The following is an 11931-nucleotide window of genomic DNA, read 5'->3' as shown; positions in this document are numbered from 1 at the left end:
CAGCCCTTCGGGCAGCAATAGGGATAGTAATTTACGTTCAGCGTCTTGCAAGGGATATCTGTATTAAAGATGCTAAACTAAGAATTATTTAATATTCCCCCCAACTTTTCGGTATGATCCATTTAAATTGAATTTTCTTGATCATGGAGATTTAATATACTTTAAAAAGTAAACAAAGGTGTTAAGTAAACTCGAGTTTTTTACAGTCAGATCGGATTCCTTTTGATTTTTAGGACACATGGCATTTTACCGGGAGCTTGTGATTACGTTTTGTAGAATTATTGCAAAACTAAACTTGTTCAATAAATGTTTCATCATTGCTCAGTCGTCCTTAGATTAAAACAAGTATTTAATCGTTAGGTTAGGTTATTATGCCCAAATCAATTCTTAAAGAATTTGGGTGTAAAATAATTATTGGACAGGGTATTTCTTGGCTTCTTTAAAAGGAGAGACATGCCCTTATATATTTGACGATAGAGAAACCTTTTAAAAGATCAAAAGCGTAGCTTATGTGACTTCACGTAGAAGCGAGTGATTGGGCTCACTCGCCGTTTTATAAAGTCGGAAGATTTAAAAATTGAATTGAAATAGAAGGTCAATTAGAATATCCTATCAAAGGAGGTCCTTCTAGAAATTCCAACAGATCGTTTTGTATCCTTTAGCGGGTGATAAAGAAGGAAAAGCGAGGTATGGTTTATTTGAAACTCAATTGATTATGAGTGTATTATGTGTGGCGTTAAACAGCGCCGGTATTTCTTTCTGTTTAAACCTGTTGTAGGACAACGATCTTAACGTTAAGGAATTTTGTTTTTTACTTTTTTTTTTGAAAATAAAAAGCAAAGTTTTATCTTTGTATCACTTTAGAAAAATCGGTAACGAGGAAGTTTAAAGTAGAGTATTCCTGAATAGCTCAGTTGGTTAGAGCATCTGACTGTTAATCAGAGGGTCGCTGGTTCGAGCCCAGCTTCAGGAGCGAATAATAGCCGGCTAATTAGCCGGCTATTTTATTTTAAAAGTATCAGTATGAGCTTAGTGATAGTCGGAACAGTTGCGTTCGATGCAATTGAAACTCCTTTTGGCAAGACAGATAAAATCGTGGGTGGTGCCGCGACATTTGCAGGTTTAGCAGCGTCCTATCTTTATAGGGACGTAAAGCTAGTTAGTATAATCGGTGATGATTTCGGTAAGGATGACTTGAGTATTATTACTAGTAAGGGTATTAATGTTGATGGCGTTGAGATTGTCAAAGGAGGTAAATCATTTTTTTGGTCGGGCAAGTATCATAACGATATGAATAGTCGTGATACGCTGGTCACAGAACTTAACGTGTTGGCAGATTTCGATCCTAAAATTCCTGCATCATATCAAAATTGCGAATATTTACTGTTGGGAAATTTGACTCCTAAAATACAAATTGATACGTTAGATAGATTAGACAATAAACCCAAGCTTGTTGTCCTTGATACGATGAATTTTTGGATGGATATCGCATTGGATGATTTGAAACGGGTTTTGAAACGGGTTGATGTACTGACGATTAATGACGCAGAAGCACGTCAACTTTCAGGTGAATATTCTTTGGTAAAAGCTGCAGAAGTCATTCTCCAATTGGGGCCGAAATACCTAATCATAAAAAAGGGAGAACATGGCGCATTGTTATTCGGCGAAGACCAAGTTTTTTCTGCTCCAGCATTACCTCTTGCAGATGTGTTTGATCCGACTGGGGCGGGTGATTCGTTTGCAGGCGGCTTTATTGGTTATCTAGCGAAGGTGAAATCAATTAATTTTACGAATATGAAGAATGCGGTTATTTATGGGTCAGCATTAGCTTCGTTTTGTGTGGAGAGATTTGGTACCGAAAAACTTCAGGTTCTTACATTAGCGGATATTAAAACGAGAATAGGGCAATTTATTGCTCTGTCTAAGTTTGATATTAGTGAGTAGAGTCCCTTCGTTAAATTAATATGCCAATCACTTCGAAACGCTCCAACACTCTTTCGGAATGCGGAGCGTCTTGAAGTTCATCTGTTAAATCTTGTCCAGCCCAATGTTCGTAATGTTGACCATTTCTCCAAAGGCGACTTTTTGACACATCGTATATTCGTCCGCGCATGGCGACCCAAATCTCGGGTTTGTCTTGTCCATTACGGAGCGCTAGCTGTGATTTAGAATAGCGGGGGAGTTGATTGTTAATGCTCACACCCCAAAGATAATGTTTAGCTGCTAAACTTATAAGCACTGAGAGTTTTTTTCATAGCTTTGCGAGCTACATGAATTCTAGTTTTTACCGTTCCTATCGGGATATTTAGGTGGTCTGAGATTTCATGATATTTGTAACCCTCAAAATACATCGTGAAAGGAATATAGTAATCATCTGATAAATTGGATAATGCATAATTAATATCCTCCATTACAAACTTGTTTTCTCCTCGGTTACTGCTCGCTGAAACGACTAAATTGGCGTTTGTAATTTCTTCTTCTTTCGTAATGAATGAATTTGTTTTTACCACCCGGCGATAATTGTTTATGAAAGTGTTTTTCATGATAGTATAAAGCCAGCCTTTAAGATTTGTTCCTTCTTTGAAGTTTCGGAAATAAGTTACTGCCTTTAGTAGGGTGTCTTGGACCAAATCGTTTGCATCATCCTGATCTCTAGTGAAATTTCTTGCATACGTTTTAAGGGAATCCGCTTGTTGAATTACTAACGTGTTGAATTTTAATTTGTTCATGCTAGATTGGATTATAATGTAAATACCTACTATGAGAGTTTTTTGATTAACTCGAGCATAGTCTTTTATAATTGTAGTTCATGTTATATGAAGTACGGTTTCACGATAATTTATACAAATCCTGTGCTAAACTTTATGTTTTGAGTTAAATTTAAGAGACGAAATGATTAAATTTTTAATAACGTGTAGAAGAATTACTACGTAATGCGCTAATAGCCATCTGGGTTAGGGGTGGCGTTGGTTATTAACATTTTAGTTCCACAAGTGTGGAAAACTATTTATAATATATTCACTTCCCTTTCTAGGTGAATTCCGAATTTTTTATAAACATCGTTCATTATTTTAGACGATGTAGTATATATTTCAATACCTGTGGCATTCCCAGGATTCGTAATCACAAGCGCCTGATTTTTCCAGACGACAACATTTCCATCGCTTTTTCCTTTCCATCCACAGTCCTCAATTAACCATCCAGCAGCAATTTTTATATTTTCGTTGTCCACCGGGTAAAAGACAATGTTTGGATGCTGTAACTTAATGGCGTTAAATTGAAGTGCACTAATAACAGGATTTTTAAAAAAACTACCTGCGTTACCAACTTGAGAGGGATCGGGTAATTTTTCCACCCGTATCGATGAAACGGCCTCAGCGATGTCTTTTATCGTCGGACTTTTTACACCTCTACGTTCAAGTTCAGCATTGATAGCTCCGTAGCTTGTGTTTATTTTAGCCTGTAATGACAGTTTGTAGGTTACCGAGGTAATGATAAATTTTCCTTTGTATTTTGTTTTGAAGATGCTGTCTCTGTATGTAAAAGCACAGTCTTCCTTATGAAATGTTTTAAACGTGCCAGTCATCGTATCGAAAGCTTCACATACGTAAAATACGTCCATGAGTTCTGTTCCATAAGCGCCGATATTCTGTACGGGGGAGGCTCCAACGGTACCGGGTATGAGCGCCATGTTTTCAATGCCCGCGAATCCATGATCCACACAATACCAGACCAGATCATTCCATACTTCGCCGCCTTTGGCAGTGATGAATATGTTATTACCCTCAATGAAATGTGTGATGCCTTTGTTAGCTACCCGAATAATTAGTCCATTATAATCTTTCGTAAACAAAACGTTACTTCCACCTCCAAGAACAAAAAAAGGCTTAGAAAACATGCCTTCTTCGTGTAAGGTAACTAGTTGATTTTCTTTCTCGATATGAACTATTTGTTGACAATTCGCTTGAACTCCAAATGTATTATATGGCTTTAACGAAATATTGTGTTGAATGTCGTATATCATTTTTCTTTTGACTAATTCTTTTAAATATTCAAAAAAAAGAATTAATTTTATGTATTGCTACAAATATAATATAAACAGCATTATAAAGGAGTAAAACACATGTCGAAAAACGTCGATTTAAAGAGAGCTAAGATTTTGGAGGTTGCAAAACGACGATTTGCACATTTTGGGATGGCCAAAACTACGATGGCTGAGATTGCAAAAGATTTGTCCTTTTCCAAGGCATTATTGTATTATTATTTTCCGGACAAACATAGTCTATATATGGCTGTTATGGAACATGTTATCAATGAAATGATTGAGAAAGTGGATACATACGCAGAAACTACAACAAGTGTTGAAGAAGCTTTATTGTTTGCTGTCGAATCTCGTACAGAGACAACCCGAGAAAATTATAATCTATTCGAGTACTCTTCCTCACTTTTTATGAAAAATCCGAGTGAAATCGGAAAAAATATAGGGCCCTATTTCAATAAGGTTAGGGATCAATATAGCCGACTGCTACAGAAAGGAGTTGACAAAAAAGAAATAGTTGTCGAAAATTTAGATGAGACCGCTGAACTGCTGTTGTTTTGTTTAATGGGGATGCGCTCAGGCATCCTGACGAAGGATTTAAACGATTGCCTTTTTCCCTCACCTGAAGAATTTGAGCATATTCTCTCGAAACAAATAAAAATGGTTAAAATATTCTTACGCGGGTTAGCTGTTTAGTTTCGTCCATCGAGAATATGTGCGATAATAGTCTGCGCATGAATCCTTGAGTTTTCGATAAACCAAAGATGGGTATTCAGCCCACCACACACAACACCCGCCAAGTATAACCCCCTAATGTTTGTTTCCATTGTTTCAGGGTTATGCTCCGGAATCATCGGCGCTTCTTTAGGTATCTTTATACCAATCAAGCGCAAAAAATCAAAATTGGGTTTATATCCAGTGAGAGCCAGAACAAAATCATTTTTTAATTCTTTTATTCCTTCGGCTGTACTCACAGTGATCGACTGCTCATCGATACGAATCACGTTGCTATTATAAAAAATGTCAATTTCCCTCGCTTTTATCCTATTTTCGATATCGGGTTTAACCCAATATTTGACACGAGGTCCAATTTCATGTCCACGAACAATCATTGTTACGTTAGCTCCTTTACGAAATGTTTCTAAAGCGGCGTCCACAGATGAGTTACTCGCCCCAATGACCGCAACATTTTGACCGGCATAATAATGCGGATCATTGTAATAATGTGTAACCTTTGCAAGATCTTCCCCAGGAATGTTTAACCGCATCGGAATATCATAAAAGCCTGTAGCTACAATTACAAAAGACGCCGAATATGTGGCCTTTGATGATTTTACATTGAACAATTTACCTTCTTTTTTTACTGAAAGTACTTCTTCAAATAAATGGGTGTTAAGCTTAAATTTTCCATCGATTCGGCGGTAGTATTCAAGTGCTTCTGCCCGTTTCGGCTTTGGTTGGGTCGTCATGAACGGGGTATTTCCAATTTCAAGTCTCTCAGAGGAGGAGAAAAACGTCATGTTTATCGGATAATTATATAGCGAATTTACAAGGCATCCTTTTTCTAATATAATATGGGAAAGTCCTGTCTGCTGCGCCTGGATTCCACAGGCTAGACCGATAGGGCCGCCGCCAATTATTAATACGTCATAGTGATTTTCCATCAATTAATGTTTTTTGTTGTTTACCTCAAGTTCTGCATACCGATCCAATAGCTCTTTGGTAACACGGTGCAGGTCTCCTGAAATCTTACTTAGAAACTGTAATTGTTCAGCGATTATATTTGCATCATCGCTTGCTGTTGTAACTTCCGGTAATTTGGGATAGTTGACAATTGGAGTAAAAATATTCTCTTCATTGTTTTCTATGGGAAGCATAAGGATTGCCTTTTCAAGTTCCGTGAGTATCTTCTTTAGCACTTTTACATCCTGTTGATCAAACATTTCGTGGTTCATTTGATGAACTTGCGTTAACATATTTGCCGAATAGGATGAGAAGATATGGCTGAGAATAACAAACTTATTTATCTCCTTTGTATATTTTTGTCTCCATTTCGGCTCGGTCAACATGCGTTGAAATGTCGAGCCCATATTGGCTGAAGCTATGTAGACTTTTTTACGTTCAAGCTTGTAGCTTGTAACAGTTAGTGTTTGTCGGTCTAAAATACTAACCGCTTGTCCAATATAGTTGTAGTTTGCAATTAGTAGATTGCGAACGTTCCCCATGAATTGAGTACTCTCCCAGTTAGGAAAGATGACATAACTAGATAAAAAAGCAATCATTCCACCGAGGAAAGTGTCGAAAATTCTTTCAGATGCTAATTCAATGGTATTTACACCTGTGAAACTAAGCATAATCAATACGTACGGAGTCATAAAAAGGACCGCAACGATATAGTTTACACGAAAAAGACTGTATGCGGTGAGAAAGAAAAATATAAGCAGGACGAAGCGGATGCTTGCGTCCGGTATGGTATATACAATCACAGCACCAATTATTCCACCTATAACAGTACCTATCATACGTTGAACATTTCTTTCCTTAGTTAGTCCAAACCCTGGCTTCAATATCACCATGATGGTTAAAAGGGTCCAGTAAATACCATTAGTGCTAAAATCGAAAAGATGGAGTACAAAATAGGTTCCTGCCAAGACAATAGACAAACGTAATGCATGTCTAAAAACCGATGAAGAGAGACTGAGGTTGCTCTTGAATTTTTTCCAATCTATCTGATCACGGGTGATGAATTGCGATGCAGAATCGATTTCTTCCTTTGGTATATCGGTGATGGAAGAAGAGCTATACGAATATATATTATCTATAAATCTGGCGATATCACGGATATTAACAATAACTTTTTTTAATGGAAACGTGTGAACTTGTTGCTTATCAAGCTTGTCTACAGCCTCTCGTAGGCGTTCAATATCGAGCTCGAAGTTGTAAGTAGGTTTCGGCATTCTATTGGCGTTTATAGCATAAGCCATATTATCCAATTCATTGGCAATTTTACTTAATACAAGTCTAAATGACAGTAGAATATCATATGAAGAATAAGCTTTTTGAATAGCATCGTAATCATATTGAGTGGTCATACTTTGCTCAAATAGATCGACGATGTCTGAAAATACGAGCGTGAGGAATCGGCCGATTTTCGTCGTGTCTTTAATCGAGCGTTTACTTTTGAACAAAATTTCACGAACAAGTTCTTGATGTTTGTTGACTTCTACTTGTTGATCAATTAGTTTCAAATAGTTTTTTTCATTATTAACTTTAGGATCATAAAATTTTGCTTTCAATCTTATGTAATCCCCAACCTGTCTTATGGACTCGGAGAGCTCTTGTTGGGCTATCCGATACGGCCGAATTTGTAGCATCGACATACTGATCAACATGTACCATGATCCACCAATTGCTATATATAATAAGGATTCCCATGAACTCAGCGTTGTTAGGTTTGGATTTACGTTCAGCAGCATCATTAGTGTGCACATCGATCCTACAGTAGCTGCACGCGCATTAAATACAGCGAACATCGCAAAAATAAAACTCAAAATCCCTATCGACAACGTTGTAAGAGAAATGGAATTATTGACGTTGGTAATGATCAAGAAGGTAATCATTCCCAGCGTCGCTGTCGATAACATTCCCAAACGACGATGTGAGGGTGCGCCCGGAGTATCAGAGAGCCCAACTAATAATGCGCCTAAGGAAATAAGAATACCGGTTTGAAAGTGACCAAGCGCGGCACTTATCATTACAGGAATAATACATCCGACAGTGATTTTTAATCCTTCAGAAAAATACTGACTATAAAAGAAATTGCTGATTTCTTTGGTTTTTCCCATGAAATTATCGCATCTGTTAACCTAAAATGAACTCCCCTACAGGTTTCCAAAATTAAGGAAAATTTATGATGCATAAGGTGCTGTATTGGATTGTTTAGAGATGATTTTGTAGGATATTAACTTTAACGTCTAAATTTATGGTAACTGGAAATGTACTGATGCAAATTGAACATACCATTTTGTATTCTAGTTTGAGGTATTTTGTTGTGTTTTTGGTAAAGAAATTATTTGTTTAATAATTGTTTTATATGAAATAATTGTTTTTGTTGTAATTATTGTATAATTTCGGGTTGCTCTAAACTGTATTCTTAGTGCAATTCTATGTTGTTCTTAAATAAAAAAATGAAGTTAATTCAAAAACAATCTGTCTTCCATAATGAAGTGCTTACACGCTTCGAACTTTATAAAAGTTTGTTCCTTACGTTACCGTTTCGGCAGGTAAAACATACTGGTACGATTCTTCCATTTTTTTCAACGCACTGTGAGAAAGGTGTAGACGAGCATCTTGCTCCAGAAGATATAATTGACAGTTTCTTCGGTCAATATGAACAGTACGTTCAAGAAGAGGATCGTATAGATTTTTTATTTCGTATCGTTCAATATATAGAGCGTCAAGTTGTGTTATTTGATGCGGTTGAAGATTCTGCATTTCATTCAGTTGGCAAGAATGACGACTCGGGAATTTTGGAGGCGCTGTTTTTAAGAGCAAAAGATAATCCCACCTTAAAGAAAAAGATTGTAAACAAATTACGCGACTTCTCCGTAAGGTTGGTGCTTACGGCTCACCCTACCCAGTTTTATCCGGGACCTGTACTGGCGATCATCACAGATCTCATTGAAGCGTTAAAACGCAATGATGTCCCCAACATACAGCTCCTACTACAACAATTGGGAAAGACACCATTTATAAATAAAGAAAAGCCAACTCCCGTGGATGAGGCAGCTAGTCTAGCATGGTTTTTAGAAAACGTCTTTTATAAAGTTGCTTCGGAAATTCAGGCTAAGATTGATAACGAAATGGAAGTTCCTGTCGAAGAAGTTAAGCAGCTAATTGAGCTTGGCTTCTGGCCTGGAGGCGATCGGGATGGAAATCCTAACGTAACAGCTGAAAGTACGAAAACAGTCGCTAAGATGTTGCGTACAATTTTGTTTCGTTGCTATTATCGGGATTTCAGGAATGTAAAACGGAGGATAACGTTTCGAGGAGCCGAAAAGTACTTGGACATCCTTCAAGATCTTTTTTACGATAATAGCTTTAATCCAAAAGAGAATCCAAAAGACGAAACCTCAGAAATTTTGGAAAACCTACGTGCGCTGAAAGAGGTTTTGAACATGCAACATGACGGTCTCTTTGTCGAATTAGTGGAGGATCTCACCCGTAAAGTTTTGACCTTCGGTTGTTATTTTACAACGCTTGATATTCGTCAAGACAGCAGTATTTTAAAAGATACTTTCAACTATTTAGTTATACAAAATAAGAATACAGGTTTAGACCTGGACACGATTAAAAATTCAGAAGAAGAAAAAGAAAAGCAAATACCTTTTACTGAACTAGATCTGATCCATGATAACGAAGCCGCCCCTTTGATTGCGGACACTCTTGATGTCATCAGGTTGTTGAAGGATATTCAACAGGCCGGAAGTGAAAGAGCTGCGCAACGTTTTATAATTAGCAACTGTCAGCAGGCCTCTGATATACTAGGGCTTATGCAATTGTTTTTGTGGTCAGGTTGGAGAAAAGATTCATTAACGATCGATTTCGTTCCATTGTTTGAAACGGTAGACGATTTATCAAGAGCAGCTGATGTGATGCGTGCGTTGTACACGAATCCAGAGTATACCAAGCATCTTAAGAAAAGAGGGAACAAGCAGACTATTATGCTTGGGTTTTCGGATAGCACGAAGGATGGAGGCTATTTGATGGCTAATTGGTCGATCTATCGTGCGAAAATTGAATTAACAGCGATTTCACGTGAATTTGACGTGGATTTGGTCTTTTTCGATGGCCGCGGAGGTCCTCCAGCGAGGGGAGGAGGTAAGACACAGAAGTTCTATGCATCAATGGGTAAAGAGATCGCAAATGAACATATTCAGCTTACTATCCAAGGGCAGACTATCAGTAGTCAATACGGCTCACTAGAAACTGCCCAATATAATATAGAACAGCTTTTACAGGCGGGTATTATATCAGAGATTCAACAGAAAGATGGTGATACTTTGACAAATAAACAAAAACATATTATTGATCAAATGGCCCAAGTAAGCCATTCCAAGTTTATGGCTTTGCGCAAGCATCCTTTGTTTTTAAAATATCTTGAAACATTAAGCCCTTTGAAGCAATTATCAAATGTGAATATCAGTAGTCGGCCAGTAAAACGCAACTCGGGTAAAGAATTGCGGTTAGAAGACTTACGTGCAATTAGTTTTGTTACCTCATGGAGCCAGCTTAAGCAGAACATACCTGGTTTTTATGGTGTGGGAACTTCGCTCCAATGGGCAGATGAGAATAATCTCTGGTCGTATGTGCAAAATCTGTATGATACCTCCGGAATGTTCAAAACAATTATTGATAATTGTATGATGTCGATGACGAAATCAAACTTCGATATCACGGCATATATGGAAAAGGATAAGACATTTGGCGAGTATTGGACGATGCTGCGGGATGAGTTTGAGTTAACCAAGCGTTATATTTTGAAGCTAAGTAAATCTGAGGTCTTAATGGAGTATTATCCGGTAGAACGTGCATCGATATTAGCAAGAGAGAAAATTATTCTTCCATTGTTGACTATTCAACATTACGCAATACGGACGATATTAAACAAAGGATTGACGGAGGAACGTGAGGCTGTCTATACGAAGCTTATCGCCCGTACAATTTATGGTGTGGTAAACGCTGGACGAAATTTAGCGTAAAAAGAAGGAAGTTGTTTATTTTTGGACACAAAAATGGATTATTTTCCTATTTTTGTAGGATAAATTCAAAAAAAATGAGATTTAATACTTTATTTGTAGCAAGTGTATGCGCGAGTGCCTTGTTAGCATCTTGTAACCCGAAGACTGCTGAAAAGAATCAATTAAAGTTTACCCACACTAGTATTGCGGACGGTGATGCCTTCCAATTCTTTACGGTGGTTGGTGGCAAATTAGTTTATGAATCGGATTATGCGACGTATGTCGCAACGGCCGCAACTTCGCCCAAAGCAAAACAATTAGCAGAAAAAGTAAAAGAAGTTTATGGTTCATTGATCCCCAAGCTAGATAGTTTGGCTACAGAAAACCATGTTGATTTTCCAATAAAAGGAGCTGAAACTTTCAAAGTTCCTGCCGTTGATTCAGTCGCTGCAGTTGATTCAGCTGCTGTTGTTGATGCGGACCCTTCTTCTCCCGCTTATACTGATGAAGCATATGTGCAACATGTTTTACATGAGGTAACAATCATCAAAGATCAATTCGAAAGATTGAGTCGAAATACGAAATCGGAGTTAAAAAGATTTGGGGCTGAAAATGAAGAGAAGTTAAATGAAATCTTTACTCTAGCTGGAGGTAAAGTTGACGAGCATGCGCATCATTAAGATGTGTGAGATACTGAAAAAAGGAATGTAGTAATACATTCCTTTTTTTGTGAACCAAAAATTTGTCGTTTGTCTTGATGATATGCTATCGTGAGTTTTTTGGCAATGCTATGGCTTACGTATGAAAATAATTTATCGGTTCATGTGATTTATAGTAAAAGTCCGTTGATCGAAGCAAGTAATTGCCTAGGGGCTTTTTAAATTTTAGTAATTAGATTATAGTAATTGTTGTTCTTTTAATAACTTAACAATATATTAATATTTGATTTATTAATATTGTAGAATTGAAAAATACACGTCATAAAATCATATAATTAGTGAGATACGGAGCTATAGATATCGGATCTAACGCTGTTCGCTTATTAATAGCGGAGGTCAATGAAGAAGTTAGTCCAATTCAGTTTAAGAAGGAAGCATTGATACGAGTTCCATTACGATTGGGGGATGATGCATTTATTCATCAACATATATC

Annotated in this window: 9 protein-coding genes and 1 tRNA gene; 5 read left to right on the top strand and 5 right to left on the bottom strand. The window is 37.3% G+C overall.

Translation table 11 applies throughout. The annotated features are described in order from the left end of the window. The first annotated feature begins 899 nt into the window (after positions 1–899). Together HP439_RS14610 and HP439_RS14605 are read left to right on the top strand one after the other, a co-directional pair. A tRNA-Asn gene (locus HP439_RS14610) sits at positions 900–973 on the top strand. A 50-nt stretch (positions 974–1023) separates the two neighbouring features. Further along, positions 1024–1944, top strand: a complete 921-nt coding sequence (locus tag HP439_RS14605) for a PfkB family carbohydrate kinase (protein ID WP_172391077.1) — start codon at positions 1024–1026, stop codon at positions 1942–1944. Positions 1945–1954: 10 nt separating this feature from the next. Here HP439_RS14605 and HP439_RS14600 read toward each other — a convergent pair whose 3' ends face one another. From HP439_RS14600 to murB, 3 genes are all read right to left on the bottom strand, one after another. After that, entirely contained in the window at positions 1955–2200 is a 246-nt protein-coding gene (locus HP439_RS14600; protein WP_172391076.1) for a cytochrome b5 domain-containing protein, read from the bottom strand. A gap of 16 nt (positions 2201–2216) precedes the next feature. After that, positions 2217–2729 (bottom strand): RNA polymerase sigma factor, encoded by a 513-nt coding sequence (locus tag HP439_RS14595; protein ID WP_172391075.1) that lies wholly within the window; start codon positions 2727–2729, stop codon positions 2217–2219. A 278-nt stretch (positions 2730–3007) separates the two neighbouring features. Next, positions 3008–4024 (bottom strand): UDP-N-acetylmuramate dehydrogenase, encoded by a 1017-nt coding sequence (murB, locus tag HP439_RS14590; RefSeq protein ID WP_172391074.1) that lies wholly within the window; start codon positions 4022–4024, stop codon positions 3008–3010. Positions 4025–4123: 99 nt separating this feature from the next. Between murB and HP439_RS14585 the strand changes: the two genes are divergently transcribed. Beyond that, positions 4124–4735, top strand: coding sequence for a TetR/AcrR family transcriptional regulator (locus HP439_RS14585; protein ID WP_172391073.1), 612 nt, complete (start codon positions 4124–4126; stop codon positions 4733–4735). Here HP439_RS14585 and HP439_RS14580 read toward each other — a convergent pair. Further along, positions 4732–5703: a YpdA family putative bacillithiol disulfide reductase gene (locus HP439_RS14580; RefSeq protein WP_172391072.1), complete on the bottom strand. Its 972-nt coding sequence runs from the start codon at positions 5701–5703 to the stop codon at positions 4732–4734. The genes HP439_RS14585 and HP439_RS14580 overlap by 4 nt on opposite strands. A gap of 3 nt (positions 5704–5706) precedes the next feature. Beyond that, on the bottom strand, positions 5707–7884 hold the full coding sequence (locus HP439_RS14575) for an FUSC family protein (protein ID WP_172391071.1): 2178 nt from the start codon (positions 7882–7884) through the stop codon (positions 5707–5709). A gap of 342 nt (positions 7885–8226) precedes the next feature. Between HP439_RS14575 and HP439_RS14570 the strand changes: the two genes are divergently transcribed. Continuing rightward, positions 8227–10800: a phosphoenolpyruvate carboxylase gene (locus HP439_RS14570; protein ID WP_172391070.1), complete on the top strand. Its 2574-nt coding sequence runs from the start codon at positions 8227–8229 to the stop codon at positions 10798–10800. A 74-nt stretch (positions 10801–10874) separates the two neighbouring features. Next, entirely contained in the window at positions 10875–11459 is a 585-nt protein-coding gene (locus HP439_RS14565; protein ID WP_172391069.1) for a hypothetical protein, read from the top strand. Positions 11460–11931: the final 472 nt, after the last annotated feature.

The sequence above is a fragment of the Sphingobacterium shayense genome, from assembly GCF_013179575.1.
Lineage (GTDB): Bacteria > Bacteroidota > Bacteroidia > Sphingobacteriales > Sphingobacteriaceae > Sphingobacterium > Sphingobacterium shayense.
The sequence above is the reverse complement of the archived record's forward strand: the minus strand, read 5'-3'. Positions and strand labels throughout refer to the sequence as shown.

Excerpts from the sequence above, each read along its gene's own strand:
- HP439_RS14605 (WP_172391077.1), top strand. The coding sequence starts at position 1,024 with ATGAGCTTAGTGATAGTCGGAACAGTTGCGTTCGATGCAATTGAAACT.
- HP439_RS14595 (WP_172391075.1), bottom strand. The coding sequence starts at position 2,729 with ATGAACAAATTAAAATTCAACACGTTAGTAATTCAACAAGCGGATTCC.
- murB (WP_172391074.1), bottom strand. The coding sequence starts at position 4,024 with ATGATATACGACATTCAACACAATATTTCGTTAAAGCCATATAATACA.
- HP439_RS14585 (WP_172391073.1), top strand. The coding sequence starts at position 4,124 with ATGTCGAAAAACGTCGATTTAAAGAGAGCTAAGATTTTGGAGGTTGCA.
- HP439_RS14580 (WP_172391072.1), bottom strand. The coding sequence starts at position 5,703 with ATGGAAAATCACTATGACGTATTAATAATTGGCGGCGGCCCTATCGGT.
- HP439_RS14575 (WP_172391071.1), bottom strand. The coding sequence starts at position 7,884 with ATGGGAAAAACCAAAGAAATCAGCAATTTCTTTTATAGTCAGTATTTT.
- HP439_RS14570 (WP_172391070.1), top strand. The coding sequence starts at position 8,227 with ATGAAGTTAATTCAAAAACAATCTGTCTTCCATAATGAAGTGCTTACA.
- HP439_RS14565 (WP_172391069.1), top strand. The coding sequence starts at position 10,875 with ATGAGATTTAATACTTTATTTGTAGCAAGTGTATGCGCGAGTGCCTTG.